The organism is Brevibacterium sp. NPDC049920, from assembly GCF_040656435.1.
Lineage (GTDB): Bacteria > Actinomycetota > Actinomycetes > Actinomycetales > Brevibacteriaceae > Brevibacterium > Brevibacterium pityocampae.
Window position 1 is genome coordinate 142,661 of sequence record NZ_JBFAMF010000008.1, and the last position, 13,317, is coordinate 155,977.

The following is a 13,317-nucleotide window of genomic DNA, read 5'->3' on the forward strand; positions in this document are numbered from 1 at the left end:
ACGGCCGACCCGGTGCGCCGGGGATCTCACGGGGAGTCCACATCCGGCCGGTGCCATCGTGCACTCCTGGAGCCACCGTGTACTCCTGGAAACATCGTGCACTCCCGGTGCCACTGTGCGCTCCCGGAACCGCGAGCACACGCCGGCGCTCCTCACCGCGCTTCGAGGACGAGGATCGCGAGCTGCACCCGGTTGGTCACCCCGAGCTTGTCGAACACCCGCGCCACATGGGTCTTCACCGTCGGCAGCGACACGAAGAGCTGTGCGGCGATCTCCCCGTTCGTCATCCCCGCCGCCACGCACTCGGCGATCTCACGCTCGCGCGCGCTGAGCCCGGCGAGCGGGTCGGCCGGCGGTTCCGCGGCCGGGGCCGAGGCGCCGGCGAGGTCGACGAGACGCCGCACCACGCTCGGGCTCATCGCGTTCGTCCCCGCGGCCGCCGAGCGCACGGCACCGACGAGCTCGGCGGGCGGAGTGTCCTTGAGGAGGAAACCGACCGCCCCGGCGCGGAGCGCCTCGAGGATGAAGCCGTCGGTGTCGAAGGCGGTGAGCACGAGCACCCGGGGTGCGCGGGCCGGGTCCGAGGCACCCTCCACGATCGCCCGGGTCGCGCCGATCCCGTCGAGGACCGGCATCCGGATGTCCATGAGGACGACGCCGGGCGCCCACCCGGGCATCCCGGCGAGCGCCTCCTCGCCGTTGCCCGCCTCGCCGGCGACCTCGATATCGGGAGCCCCGCCGAGGATGAGGCGCAGGCCGGTGCGCATGAGCGGTTCGTCGTCGACGATGACGACGCGGATCCGTTCGGGTGCGGGGTTCTGGGCGTGCGGTGCGGTCATGCTCGTCGGTCTCCCGTCTCCCACGGCAGGGTCGCCGTGATGATGTGCTCGTCGTGTCCCGGGCCCGCCGGCCGCACCTCGAGGGTGCCGCCCACGAGCCTGACCCGCTCGTCGAGCCCGACGAGCCCGAGGCCGGACCCCGGCACGCGCGCCTCGGTCCCTCCCGGCGGCATCCCGACGGCAGGATCGGCCGGCCCGGGGTTGCTCACCCGGAGCACCACCGCGCGGCGGGCCGGGCTGACCGTCACCCGGACCGGCGCGCCGGGCGCGTGCTTCCGCGCATTCGTCAGCCCCTCCTGGACGATCCGGTACAGCGTGTGGGCGATGAGCGTCGGCGCCCGGGAGTGGTCGGCCGGTGACAGCGGCGCCTCCCACGTGATGTCGACCGGGGTGCCGGCCCGGCGCGCCTCGGCGGCGAGCTCCTCGAGGTCGAGGCGCGGCGCGGTGTTCTCCTGCTCCTCGCGGAGCACCGAGAGCACGGCGCGCAGGTCGGCCGCGGCGGCGTGGGCGGATTCGCGGATCGTGGCCGCGCTCTCCCGGACGTCCTCCGGGTCGGTCTCCGCCCGGTACTCGAGCGCGCCGGCGTGCATCGCGATGAGGCTGAGGCGGTGGGACAGGGAATCGTGCATGTCGCGGGCGATCCGCGTGCGCTCGGCGATCCGGGCGCGGTCCTCCCGCGCGGCGGATTCGGCCTCGGTCATCCGGGCCTGCGCGAGAACACGCTGCCGGTTCTCGCGACGTCGCCTGCGGATCATCCCGATGAGCAGGGCGATCACCGGGATGACGAGGCTGAGCGCGAGGTACCCCCAGGCGAAACCCGGATCCCCGTCGACGCCGAGGAGCTCGGCGACGAAGGCGCCCACGACATACGTCACGACGGCCGCCACCGGCCAGGCGATGGACCGGCGGGAGCAGTGGGAGACGAGGACGACCACCGCGAGCGGCACTCCGAGCGGGGAGAACATCCCGAGTGCGATGACGAGGAGGCCGCAGATCAGCGCCGACCGCGGCCCGCTCGCGGTGCCGAGCGGGTCGGCCTCCGCCGCGGAGTGGCGGAGGGCGAACGGGGTGAGGACGATCCCCGCGACCCCGGTCACGACCTGGACCAGGAACAGCGCGTAGGCCCGCTCCTGGGGGATCGGCTCCACTCCCGCCGCCACCGGGTCGATGTACGTCCAGACGGTGAAGAGGAGCAGGCCCAGGCCGAGGAGCACGCCGGCGACCATGATCGTCGCGACCACCGCACGGCGGGTCCAGGGGTTCGGAGCGGGCAGAGTCGTCATCCCCTCGATCCTAGGGCGCGCCCGGGCCCGGCCGCTGTCGTCCGAAGGGATGATCCGACATCATCCCTTCGCCGCGCGCGTTCACCCCGCTGACCGATACCGCGGGCGTGACGAGGCGCGAAGACTGAAGACATGAACGAATACATCGCATCCTCCGCATCCCTGACCACCCCCGCCGCCCGATCCTCGGCGGCCCGACCCGCGGCCGGCGCCGAGCCCGCCGCGGCACCCGGCTCAACCGCGGCAACCCCGGCGCCCGGCACCGCCGCCGCTGCGTCCGCCGCGCCCGTCCCGTTCCACCTGCTCGGCCGCGCGCACGGTTCCCACCGGTGGTGGCGCCCGCTGCTCACCCTGCTCGCCACCGGCGCGACCTACCTCGTCCTCCTCGTCCTCGTCACCGTCGGTTTCGGCATCGCCGCGCTCCTGCCCGGCGGCACCCCGATCATCGAGACCTTCACCGCAGGGGAGACGGACATGGGCGCTCCGATCGTCCAGCTCTACTCCCTGCTGACCCTCATCGTCCTCATCCCCGCCTGCCTCATCGGCGTCCGGTTGGGCGGCGGTCGCCCGGTCGGCTCGCTGCTGTCCGTCACCGGCCGGATGCGGTGGGGCCTGCTCGGCCGGTCGATGATCCTGTCGCTCGTGCTCATCGGCGCCTCGATGCTCGTGTCCTCGCTGCTGGGCCTGGGCGAACCGATCCCGCACCCGGTGATCGACGAGCGCACGCTCGTCGCGCTGCTCATCGCCCTGCTGTTCGTGCCCTTCCAGGCCGCCGCGGAGGAACTCGCGTTCCGCGGTGTGCTGCCGCAGGTCATCGGCGGCTGGCTGCGCCACCCCGCCTGGGCGTACCTCGCGCCGGTGCCGTTCTTCGTCATCGCCCACGACTACAACTGGATCGGCCTCATCGACATCACGGTCTTCGCCGTCGCGATGGGTGTGCTCACCCACCGGTCCGGCGGGCTCGAGCTCGCGATCGGGCTCCACGTCGTCAACAACACGCTGATCTTCGTCCTCGCAGCCTTCGGCCTCGTCGACATGAACGTCACGGAGATCCAGGCGATCGGGGTCGCCGTGGCGGTCGCCACCACGGTCGTGTTCACCGCCATCGCCCTGTGGCGACTGCCCCGCTGGGACCGGACCGGCCGCACCAACCTGCCCGGCCGCACCGATCAGTCCAACAGCCCCGATCAGGGCCGCGCCGCCGACCAGTTCCGCACCCCGGCTCCGGCGCTCGCCGGATCGGTCACCGGGCCCGAGGCGCTCGCCGGATCGGTCACCGGGCCCGAGACGCCCGCCGGCACCCCTGCCCTGGTCGCCGTGACGGCTCCCACCGGGTCAACCGCTCCTACCGGGTCAACGGCTCCTACCGGGTCAACGGCACCCGCCACCTCCTCGCAGCCCCTCAGCCGGCGGTGAACCGGACCCCGGTGAACCCGGCCCGCCATGCCGCCACCTCGGCGGCGAGCGCGGAGGCCGGGTCACCGGCGCCATCCGCACCGGATCCACGGCCGGCGAGTCCCGACTCGCCGGCCGTGAGTGCGCGCGCGATGAAGTCCGCGAGCTGCGGCATGTCGGCGACGGTGAGCCCGCGGCGAGCGAGCTCCGGGGTGCCGATCCGCAGGCCGTTCGTGTCGCCGGCGACCTCCGGCCCGGGCAGGCCGATCCCGTAGGCGAGCAGGTTCGCCCGTTCGAGCGCGGCGGCCATGACGGAGCCGCCACCGAACGGTGCGGCGAGGAGCGCGAACTGGTGCGAATCGGTGAAGCCGTCCGCACCCCTGAACGGCGCGATGCCCCGGGCGGCGAGCTCCTCGGCGAGGACGCCGGCGGTCTCCCGCATGGTCCGCGCGTAGTCGGCCCCGCACGCCGTCCAGTCCGCGAGCGTCACCCCGAGAGCGGCGACCGCGCCGACATCGAAGTTCGCGGTGAGGCCGGGGAACGCGATCGCCTCGACGCGTTCGGCGAGCTCCGCCTCGTTCGTCAGGACGAGGCCGTGGACCGGGCCGGCGAGGCTCTTGTAGGTGCTCATCGTCATGAGGTGGGCGCCCTTGGCGAGCGGGTTCGCCCACACCCCGCCGGCGATCATCCCGGACACGTGGGCTGCGTCGAACAGCACCCGCGCGCCCACCTCGTCGGCGATCTCGCGCACCCGGGCCACCGGGTGCTCGAACAGGTTGAGGGAGCCGCCGAGCGTGATGAGCGCCGGCCGGACCTCCCGGGCGAGCGCGGCGAGCGCATCGACGTCGACCGAGTAGCGCGCGGCGTCGACGGGCGCCTCGAGCGTGGTGATCCCGTAGAGACCGGCCGCGCCGTCGCGGTGGTGGGTGACGTGCCCGCCGATCGTCGCCGGCGAGGCGATGATCGAGTCCCCGGGCCGGCACGTCGCCATGAAGGAGTAGAGGTTGGCCATCGCCCCGGACATCACCCGCACCTCGGCGTAGTCGGCGCCGAACACGCGGCCGGCGAGCTCGGCGGTGATGACCTCGATCGCCTCGAGCTCCCGCAGCCCGGTCTCGATCTTCGCCCCCGGGTAGCCCAGCGAGGTGCGTGGCCCCATGCCGGCGGCGAGCAGCGCCTCGGCCCGGGGGTTCATGACGTTCGAGGCGGGGTTGAGGTTGAGCGCCTGCTCGGAGTAGTAGCGCTCGCTGTCCCGTGCGAGCGCCTCGATCGCGGCGGTGATGCTCCCCGGGGCGGCGGTGTCGGCGAAGGTGTGCGCGGTGACGGCGGAGATCCGCTCGCGTGAGGCGGCGGGGAGCCAGGGACGGGACGACAGGCGCATGGGGGTCCTCTCGGATGACGGCGGTCACACTCAGGCCATCCTCACCGATCCGCCGGTGGGAGACAATGGCCGGATGGAGGGCATGAGACGCAGCGAGGCGGGCCCGGCCGGACGCGGCGTCCGCCCGTCCCCCTGCCCCGGGTCGGGAAAACCCGAAGCCGGGTGGACGGTCCACCGCATAGTGGGCGCATGCCCGGAATCCGTACGGTGACAGCATGAATGAGAAATCCCCGCCCCCGCGGCCCGACGCACCGCCCGTCCACCCGTCCGCCGATCCCCGGCCGGCCGCCCACGACGCCGCCCCCGAGCTGCCCGGTCCCGAGGCGCCCGCCGCCGAGGTGCCCGCCACCCGGCCGATCCCCTCACCCGCCCCGACCCGCGAGTACCCGGCCGGTGCCTCGACCCGCGAGAACGCGACCAGCGAACACGCAGCCGGCGAGTACTCGACCCGCGAATACCCGGCCGGTGCCTCGGCCCCGACCGCCACGCTCGAGGCGCCCGCCCCGGCCCCGGCCCGGCCCGCGGACCTCCCGCGCACCACGCACCTCGGGACGGGCCCCGGGGCCGGGGCCTCGGCACCCGGGGAACCCGCCACCGTCGCCACCGCTGCGTCGACCGCCACCGCATCCACCGCCACCGGTGCCCCCGAGCCGGCGGAGCGTTCCTGGAACCCCGCCCCTCCCGGATTCCTCGGCGCCGCCAACGTCATCGTCTCCGCCGTCATCGGTGTGATGTGGCTGTGGCTGCCGATCTCGATCCTCTTCGTCGGCATCGGCGGGATCTTCGCCGCCGGGGCCGGCATCATCTGCCTGTTCCTGTGGTTCCTGCTCCAGCGCGGGATCAACCACGTCGAGCGCCTCCGCGCAGAGGCGGTGTACGCCGACGGGATCCCCGCACCGACCCCACCAGTCTCCCGGCGCACCGGATTCGCCGGCTTCCTCGAGACCCAGTGGCTGATCCTGCGCTCGAGCGCGTTCTGGCGCTCGACCGCACACCACATCGTCAAAGCCCTCTACGGGCTCTTCGCCTTCACGCTTGCGATCGTCGGCGCCGGCCTCGGACTCGTGCTGCTCGCCGGCGCCATCACCCCCGCCTCGGCGGAGGTGTTCACGATCGGCGACCCGGCGGCGGCCGGCTTCCGGCTGCTCAACGGGGCACTCGGCGTGACCGGCATCCTCGTCGCCCTCACCCTCCTGTGGTTCGCGCCCTACCTCGACCGGGCACTCGACCGCGGACTGCTCCCGGCCACCCAGGCCGCCGCACTCCGCGCCGAGGTCCACACCCTCGACCGGGCCCGCGTGGGCGCCGTCGATGCCGCCACCGCCGAACGGCTGCGGATCGAGCGGGACCTCCACGACGGCGTGCAGCCCATGCTCGTCGCGATGTCGATGAAGCTCGGGATGGCGAAGTCGAAGTTCGACTCCCACCCCGACGACGCCCGCCAGCTCCTCACCGAGGCGCACGCGGAGAGCAAGGTCGCGATCACCGAGCTGCGCCAGCTCGCCCGCGGCATCCACCCCGCGGTGCTCACCGACCGCGGCCTCGACCCGGCGATCTCCGCGCTCGCCGCCCGCTCGGTGATCCTCGTCGACGTCCACATCGACCTGCCGCGCCGACCGGGCACCGAGGCGGAGTCCGTCGCCTACTTCGTCGTCGACGAATCGCTGACGAACATCGCCAAGCACTCCGGTGCGAGCCGCGCCCGGGTGGGTATCGTGGGTGACGGACGATCGATGCAGATCAGCGTCACCGACGACGGACGGGGAGGAGCGCAGGTGAATCGCGACGGCAGCCGCACCGGCCTCGCCGGGCTCGCCGACCGGGTGACCTCCGCCCGCGGCACGCTCAGCCTCACCAGCCCGGCAGGCGGACCCACGACCATCGTTGCGGAGGTACCATGCGCATCGTGATCGCCGAGGACTCCGTCCTCCTGCGCGAAGGAATCGTCCGCCTGCTCACCGAGTTCGGCCACGAGGTGACGAGTGCGGTGTCCGATGCCAACGGGCTGCTCGCCGCCGTCAACACCGACCGCCCCGACCTCGCCGTGGTCGACGTGCGGATGCCTCCCACCTTCACCGATGAGGGCATCCGGGCCGCCGTCCTGCTGCGCCGCCAGAACCCGGAGACCGGTGTGCTCGTCCTCTCGCAGTACGTGGAGGAGCGCTACGCCGCCGAGCTCATCGCGGAGAACACCGGCGGGTTCGGGTACCTCCTCAAGGACCGGGTGGCCGACGTCGACGACTTCCTCGCCGCCGTCACCGAGGTCGCCTCCGGCGGCACGGTGCTCGACCCCGAGGTCGTCACCCAGATCCTCGTCCGCTCCCGCAAGCAGGACGGTCTGGCGACGCTGTCGCCGCGCGAGCGGGAGGTCCTCCAGCTCATGGCGGAGGGAAAGTCGAACGCCGCGATCGCCTCGACGCTGTACCTCAGCGCCGGCGCGGTGGAGAAGCACATCAGCTCGGTGTTCACGAAGTTCGGCCTCACCGCCGACACCTCGGAGAACCGGCGCGTGCTCGCCGTGCTCCGCTTCCTCCGCGCCTGACAGCCCGAAAGCCTGACCACCGGCCCGTTCGACTCCGCGTCCGGCCCGCACCGCGCGACCTCGCCACCGACCCGCGGCTCCGCCCCCGCATCGATCTTCTGCACCGCAGTCCCGAAAGGACACGCCATGTCATCCCCCAGCACTCCCGGACCCGCCGGCATGAACCCCGGCCTCCGCCTCGCCATCCGCCTGATCATCGCCGCCATCGCCGTCATCGCGCTCATCCTGCCGCTGACCGGCGCGATCATCGACTTCACCAAGCGCGTCAACACCTATGAGACCTCGGAGACCGTCGACCTGCCGGAGACCATGTCCGAGCTCGTCGTCGACGCGAGCAACGCCCGCGTCCGGATCGTCACCACGCCGGGGAAGACCGGCTCGGTGTCCTTCCACTACCGCGGGTCGAGCGCGGAGGACCCCGCAGTCTCCGTCGACGTCTCCGGCGGCGTCACCACCGTCGGGCTCACCGGGCTCGGAGACTCGGTGCTCGGCGGCGGCAACGACCGGGTCACCCTCACCGTCGAGGTGCCCGAGTCCCAGGCGCAGGAGCTCGACGTCACGAGCACCTCGAACTTCGCTCGGACCTCGATCGACGGGACCTACCGCGGAATCGTCGCGGAGACGAACTCCGGCTACCTCGAGGCCGATGTCGTCGCCGACTCGCTGCGCCTGCAGACCTCGACGGGCGCCGTGCGGGCATCCGGCAGCGTCGGCACCGCGGATTTCGACACCCAGTTCGGCGCCGTCGAGATCGACGACCTGTCGGTCGCGAAGAAGCTCACGGTCGACACCGACACCGGTGGGGTCGAGGCGCGGCTCGGCACGCGGACCCTCCCGACCGAGGGCATCGACATCAACGGCAAGACCGGGGCCGTCGAGCTCTTCGTCCCGGAGATCGTCGACGTCGAGGACACGGAAGCCACCGGGTACCGGCTCAGCACGCGCTCGACGAGCGGCAGGGTCGACATCGCGATCGACGAGGCGCCCGCCTCCGCCGAGGTCGTCATCCCGATCACCCTCGACGCCACCTCGGGCTCGGTGTCCATCGCGTACCGGTGAGCCCGCGCAGTCGGTGACGACCGGATCCGGGAACGATCACCGGTCCGGCAGATCGACCGGAGCGGACGGTCGTCATCGCGGCTCGCTCGCACCGAACGCCGGCGCCTCCCGTTCGAGGGGAGGCGCCGGCATCGCGTGTCAGGCCGCCGTCATGCGTCAGCTCCGTGTCGGATGTCGGGCTCGTGTCGGATGCCAGGCCCGTGTCGCCTCGGGCGCGTCTGCGCCCGGCCGGGCCGGGAGCCGGAGGAGCGCGGGTCCGCCGCAGCGGGCGGCGGCGGGTGCCCGGCCCGGGTGCGCTGGGGCTCGGTAGGTCAGGTTGCGGTCGGTGGGGCCGCGATCGGTGAGGGCGCGGTCCGATGACCCCTGTCCCCGTGCGGCGGATGGGGGGTAGAACGGAGCCATGGACCCTGCGCCTCACACGGACCCCGCATCTCACGTCGACCCCGCCTCCCGCACCGACGCTGCTTCCCACACTGCGCCTGACTCGCTCGTCGATCTCGTCGCGCTGGCTGCCGCTCTCGGAGACCGCACCGCTTCAGCCGAGCCGAGCGTGGAGGCCGCGCTGCAGGCCTGCCACACGGAGGGTCGACGCCTCAACGCCGTCGTCGCCCCACCGCACGTGCCCGCGACTCAGACGGAGCGCGTCGCCGAGCACGCGCGGACCGCCGCGCGGGAGGTCGACTCCCGGCGCGCCGGCGGGACCCCGCGCTCCCGGCTCGACGGGGTGCCGTTCGTCATCAAGGACGTCATCGACCTCGCGGGGGTCACCACGACCATGGGATCGACCGTGCGGCCCGAGGAGCCGGCGGGCGCCTCGGCCGAGGTGGTCCTCCGGTTCGAGGAGATGGGCCTGGTGCCGGTGGCGAAGACGACGTGCCACGAGCACTCCTACGGGATCCTCGGCGAGGAGAGTGCCCACGGTCGCGGCGTGAATCCGCTGCGACCGGGTTTCCTCACCGGCGGGTCGAGCTACGGCTCGGCGATCGCGGTGGCCGCCGGGATCGTGCCCGTGGCGATCGGCACCGACACCGCCGGGTCCGTGCGCGTGCCCGCGGCCTGCGCCGGGATCACGGGATTCAAGCCCTCGCTCGGCCGGGTGCCGAAGGGCGGGGTCGCCCCGCTGTCCACCACGCTCGACACCGTCGGATTCTTCACGCGGACCCCGGCGGAGATGCAGCTCCTGTGGCAGGAGTGGACCGCGCACGCGGAGACCTCGCGCACCGAGGCCCAGCAGGTCGAAGGCTCGAACACCCTGGACTCGCCCACGGTGCGCCCCCGTGCCGACGCCCCGCACGGTATCGAGCCGTACACCGAGGCCGCGCGCACCGAAGCCCCGCTCGCCCTCGGCCTGCTCACCACGGAGGCCGCCGACTGCGGGGAGGAGTGGATGTCCCGCCGGGCCGAACCTGCACTCGCGAAGCTGCCGGGGGTCGCGCTCACCCCGGTCGACCCCGCCCCGTTCGCCTTCGACCGGATGCCGGATGTCTTCGCGCACATCCGCGGCTACGAGACCTACCGGATCCACCGCGCGGCGCTCGACGCCGGCCGGCGGGACTTCCAGCCGCAGATCCTCCGCAACCTCGAGGGTGACGCGCGGATCACCGACGAGGCCCACGCGGCGGCGTTCGAGGAGCTCGACGCGCTCCGGACCGCGGCGCTCGCCCAGCTCGCCGGGCTCGACGCGCTCGTCCTCCCGACCCTCGGCACCGAACCCGTGGCGTGGGAGGACGCCGACCAGCACGTGCGCAACCAGCTGCGTCTCTACACCCAGCTCATCAACCTGCTCGGCTGGCCGGCGATCTCCGTCCCCGTCGACCTCCTCGGCGGAGGTTCGCCGCTCGTCGGCGGTGGGTCCGGTGCCAGCGGCGCCGGGATGCGCGGGGTCCCCGAGGTGCGCGGGGCTCCCGAGGCGCGAGGCGGCGAGTTCCCCGCCTCGGTGCAGCTCGTCATGGCCCCGGGCCGCGATACCGAGCTCGTCGACCTCGCGGTGCGGCTGACGTCATCGGGGGAATGACCGCCCCGGCAGCACGACCTCGTCCTGTGACCGAGCTCGCAGTGCGGGCGGCAGGGGCAGGCCACTAGACTCGGGAGGCCATGAAACCAGCCGAGGAGCCGCGCACGGACCCCGCGGTGCGCGCTCATCACGCGCGCGCCCGGCTCGGCGCCTCCCTCTTCTTCTTCCTCAACGGCTTCCTCATCTCCGGGCTCCTCACCCGCCTGCCCGAGGTCAAGGGCCTCCTCGCCCTCACGGAGGTCGAGTTCGGCTTCATCATCGCAGCGCTGCCCGTCGGTTCGATCGCCGCGGCCGCCCTGCCGGCCCCGCTCATCCGCCGGTTCGGCGCCGCGGCGGTGGCGAGTGCGGGGACCGCGGTGCTCGCCCTCGTGTTCACCGCCGCGGCTGCCGTCGCCGCCCTCGGGCCCGGGGCCGAGGCGGGAACGGGCCCCGGGTCCGGCGGTCCGGCCGCCTGGGCCCCTGCGATCCCGTGGATCGTCGCCGGACTCATCGCGCTCGCCGGGTTCCTCGACGCCGTCGTCGACGCCGCGCAGAACGTCCACGGCCTCATCGTCGAGCAGGCGCGCGGGACCTCGATCTTCAACTCCCTCCACGCGATCTGGAGCGTCGGCTCGGTGACCGGCGGCGGCCTCGGCCTCCTCGCCTCCACCCTCCGCATCCCGCTGTGGGCGCACCTGAGCGTGAGCGGCGCGATCGGCGTCGGCCTCGCGCTCTGGGCGTGGCGACTGTCCGGCCCGAACCCCTTCGCGTCCGACCGCACGGGCCCTGCACCCCGCAAGCGCACCGTCATCCCCGACGAGGACGACTCCGGCGAGACGACCGACGTCGCGGGGGCGAGTGCCGTACCGGGGGCGAGCCCGGCGGATGCGAGACCGGCAGCGGGGGCCACCGCAGCCGAGGAGACCGGCACTCCGGACGGCACCTCGGTGGGGGACACAGCCGGAGGCGAGGCGGCACGGCCGGCGTCGAGCGCCTCGGGCCCGGACCGGTCAGCCGCCCCCTCGAAGTGGGCGCTCCTCGCCGGCGTCATCGCGCTCGGCCTGCTCGGCGCCTTCGTCGAGGACCTCGGCATGAACTGGTCCTCGCTGTACTTCAGCGAGGTCGGCGGAGTGGGCGTGCAGTTCGCCGGGATCGCGTTCGTCGTCGCGCTCACCGGGCAGCTCATCGCCCGCTTCACCGCCGACCGGCTCACCGACCGGATCGGGCGCCCCGGCGTCGTGCTGTCCGGCGGCGTGTGCGTGACCATCGGCATGCTGATCGCGATGGGCGTCGCCCAACCGTGGGCCGTGGTAGTCGGGTTCTTCCTCTCCGGCTACGGATCCGCGACGTTCATCCCCACCGCCTACGCCGCGGCCGGGATGATCCCCGGGTTCGGCCACGGCATGGGCATCACGCTCGCCAGCTGGGCGCTGCGGATCGCGATGCTCAGCTCCTCGCCGCTCATCGGCCTCACCGCCGGGGCGCTCGGGCTGCGGTACGCGCTCGTCATCACGGTCGTCGCCGGCCTCGGTGCGATCGTCCTCGCCTTCACCCCGGTGCTGCGGAGCGTCGACACCGGCAGACGGTGAGGCCGCCCCGCGGTGGATCAGTCCCGCGGTGGACGGTCCCCGGCGGCTGACCGGCGGTCGGCTCAGGCCTCGTCGGCGAAGCCGGTGTCCGCGGCGATGCCCTCGATCTCGTCGAGCGCGGACAGCCGGGAGCCGAATTCGCCACGGGCGGTGGCGAACGCCTCGGGCCCGAGAGGCAGGTGGAGCGGCCTGTCGGGGCGGTGGGCGAGGTCGACGAGGATCTCCGCGGCGCGCACCGGATCGTTGGCCTGCTTACCGGAGCGGGCGCGGTACTTGGTGAACTCCTCGGCGAGGATCTCGGTGTAGGCGGGGTGCTCCTCGCCCCAGTCGTGCGAGCGGCCGGAGAAGTCCGTGCGGAACGGGCCGGGTTCGGCGAGCGTGACCGCGATCCCGTGCGGGGCGACCTCGAGCGCGAGGCCCTTCGACAGCCCTTCGAGCGCGAACTTCGACGCGGAGTACGCCGCCGCGCCCGGGCTCACCCGGAATCCCGCGACCGAGGACATCTGCACGATCCAGCCGCCGCCGGCCGCGCGCATGTGCGGGAGCACCGCACGCGTGAGCTCGACGACGCCGAACACATTCGTGTCGAACAGGCGGCGCAGCTGGTCCATGCTCCAGGACTCGACCGCGCCGCGCAGCCCGTAGCCGGCGTTGTTGACGAGTACGTCGATGCGCCCGAAGGCGCCGATCGCCGCGTCGACCGCGCCGGGGATCTGCTCGGAGCGGGTGACGTCGAGGGCGGCGGTGCGCACGGTGTCGGGGAACTCGGCGGTCAGCGGTTCGAGGGTCTCGGGGCGGCGCGCGGTGGCGAGCACGCGGTCGCCGGCGGCGGCTGCGGTGCGCGCGATCGCGAGCCCCAGGCCGGAGTTCGCACCGGTGATGAACCAGGTCAGCGGGGCGCGGTCCGCGGTGCCGGTGGGATCGGCGGCGGCAGGCGCGGCACTGGTGTCGGGGGAGTCCGTGGGGGCGGGGGTGGGATCCGGAGCAGTCATCGTGCCTCCTCGGCGTCGGGGCGGGTCTTCAGAATACGTGCGCGGGCCGGGTCGAAATGAGGTTGCGTGGTCGGTGGAACGGCCGCCCGGATGTGCGGGCGGCAGAGTGCGTGCAGCCGGTGGGGCCGGTGGGCGGCAGGGCGTGCGCGTGTGCCCGGGGCCGGTCGAGGCCGGCACGCTCCGTCGACCTGCCGTTTCTGCCCGATCCCCATCGACCTGTCACGTGTGCTCGATCCGGGGCGCG

Annotated in this window: 10 protein-coding genes; 6 read left to right on the plus strand and 4 right to left on the minus strand. The window is 73.4% G+C overall.

All coding sequences use genetic code 11. The features are described 5' to 3' along the window. Positions 1 to 152: 152 nt before the first annotated feature. Positions 153 to 839 (minus strand): response regulator transcription factor, encoded by a 687-nt coding sequence (locus AB0I45_RS10125; protein ID WP_137318285.1) that lies wholly within the window; start codon positions 837 to 839, stop codon positions 153 to 155. Next, positions 836 to 2,122, minus strand: coding sequence for a histidine kinase (locus AB0I45_RS10130; RefSeq protein WP_137318284.1), 1,287 nt, complete (start codon positions 2,120 to 2,122; stop codon positions 836 to 838). Before AB0I45_RS10130 ends, AB0I45_RS10125 begins: the two co-directional genes overlap by 4 nt. A 132-nt stretch (positions 2,123 to 2,254) precedes the next feature. Between AB0I45_RS10130 and AB0I45_RS10135 the strand changes: the two genes are divergently transcribed. Beyond that, the gene (locus AB0I45_RS10135) at positions 2,255 to 3,538 is read left to right on the plus strand and encodes a CPBP family glutamic-type intramembrane protease (protein ID WP_295689916.1); all 1,284 of its coding nucleotides are present in this window, start codon (positions 2,255 to 2,257) and stop codon (positions 3,536 to 3,538) included. Here the strand turns inward: AB0I45_RS10135 and AB0I45_RS10140 are convergent. Continuing rightward, positions 3,525 to 4,898, minus strand: a complete 1,374-nt coding sequence (locus AB0I45_RS10140; protein WP_295689915.1) for a beta-eliminating lyase-related protein — start codon at positions 4,896 to 4,898, stop codon at positions 3,525 to 3,527. The two genes, AB0I45_RS10135 and AB0I45_RS10140, sit on opposite strands and share 14 nt — an antisense overlap. A 215-nt stretch (positions 4,899 to 5,113) precedes the next feature. Between AB0I45_RS10140 and AB0I45_RS10145 the strand changes: the two genes are divergently transcribed. From AB0I45_RS10145 to AB0I45_RS10165, 5 genes are all read left to right on the plus strand, one after another. Further along, a complete protein-coding gene (locus AB0I45_RS10145) occupies positions 5,114 to 6,808 on the plus strand; it encodes a sensor histidine kinase (RefSeq protein WP_360318075.1) in 1,695 nt (564 codons plus the stop codon). Further along, the gene (locus AB0I45_RS10150; protein WP_137318281.1) at positions 6,796 to 7,440 is read left to right on the plus strand and encodes a response regulator transcription factor; all 645 of its coding nucleotides are present in this window, start codon (positions 6,796 to 6,798) and stop codon (positions 7,438 to 7,440) included. Before AB0I45_RS10145 ends, AB0I45_RS10150 begins: the two co-directional genes overlap by 13 nt. Before the next feature lie 126 nt (positions 7,441 to 7,566). Next, complete coding sequence (locus AB0I45_RS10155; protein WP_295690589.1) at positions 7,567 to 8,499, plus strand: DUF4097 family beta strand repeat-containing protein; 933 nt, start codon at positions 7,567 to 7,569, stop codon at positions 8,497 to 8,499. A 400-nt stretch (positions 8,500 to 8,899) separates the two neighbouring features. Next, on the plus strand, positions 8,900 to 10,513 hold the full coding sequence (locus AB0I45_RS10160; protein ID WP_295690591.1) for an amidase: 1,614 nt from the start codon (positions 8,900 to 8,902) through the stop codon (positions 10,511 to 10,513). An 80-nt stretch (positions 10,514 to 10,593) separates the two neighbouring features. Beyond that, positions 10,594 to 12,081 carry an MFS transporter gene (locus AB0I45_RS10165; RefSeq protein WP_295690593.1) on the plus strand — a complete coding sequence of 496 codons (1,488 nt, stop codon included), beginning with the start codon at positions 10,594 to 10,596 and terminating at the stop codon, positions 12,079 to 12,081. A gap of 62 nt (positions 12,082 to 12,143) precedes the next feature. On the opposite strand, the gene AB0I45_RS10170 is transcribed toward AB0I45_RS10165, so the two are convergent. Further along, positions 12,144 to 13,073, minus strand: coding sequence for an SDR family NAD(P)-dependent oxidoreductase (locus tag AB0I45_RS10170; protein WP_345030518.1), 930 nt, complete (start codon positions 13,071 to 13,073; stop codon positions 12,144 to 12,146). Positions 13,074 to 13,317: the final 244 nt, after the last annotated feature.

Bases quoted from the DNA above. Each gene is read 5' to 3' on its own strand.
- AB0I45_RS10150 (WP_137318281.1), top strand. From the start codon at position 6,796: ATGCGCATCGTGATCGCCGAGGACTCCGTCCTCCTGCGCGAAGGAATC.
- AB0I45_RS10130 (WP_137318284.1), bottom strand. From the start codon at position 2,122: ATGACGACTCTGCCCGCTCCGAACCCCTGGACCCGCCGTGCGGTGGTC.
- AB0I45_RS10170 (WP_345030518.1), bottom strand. From the start codon at position 13,073: ATGACTGCTCCGGATCCCACCCCCGCCCCCACGGACTCCCCCGACACC.
- AB0I45_RS10165 (WP_295690593.1), top strand. From the start codon at position 10,594: ATGAAACCAGCCGAGGAGCCGCGCACGGACCCCGCGGTGCGCGCTCAT.
- AB0I45_RS10140 (WP_295689915.1), bottom strand. From the start codon at position 4,898: ATGCGCCTGTCGTCCCGTCCCTGGCTCCCCGCCGCCTCACGCGAGCGG.
- AB0I45_RS10160 (WP_295690591.1), top strand. From the start codon at position 8,900: ATGGACCCTGCGCCTCACACGGACCCCGCATCTCACGTCGACCCCGCC.
- AB0I45_RS10135 (WP_295689916.1), top strand. From the start codon at position 2,255: ATGAACGAATACATCGCATCCTCCGCATCCCTGACCACCCCCGCCGCC.
- AB0I45_RS10145 (WP_360318075.1), top strand. From the start codon at position 5,114: ATGAATGAGAAATCCCCGCCCCCGCGGCCCGACGCACCGCCCGTCCAC.
- AB0I45_RS10155 (WP_295690589.1), top strand. From the start codon at position 7,567: ATGTCATCCCCCAGCACTCCCGGACCCGCCGGCATGAACCCCGGCCTC.
- AB0I45_RS10125 (WP_137318285.1), bottom strand. From the start codon at position 839: ATGACCGCACCGCACGCCCAGAACCCCGCACCCGAACGGATCCGCGTC.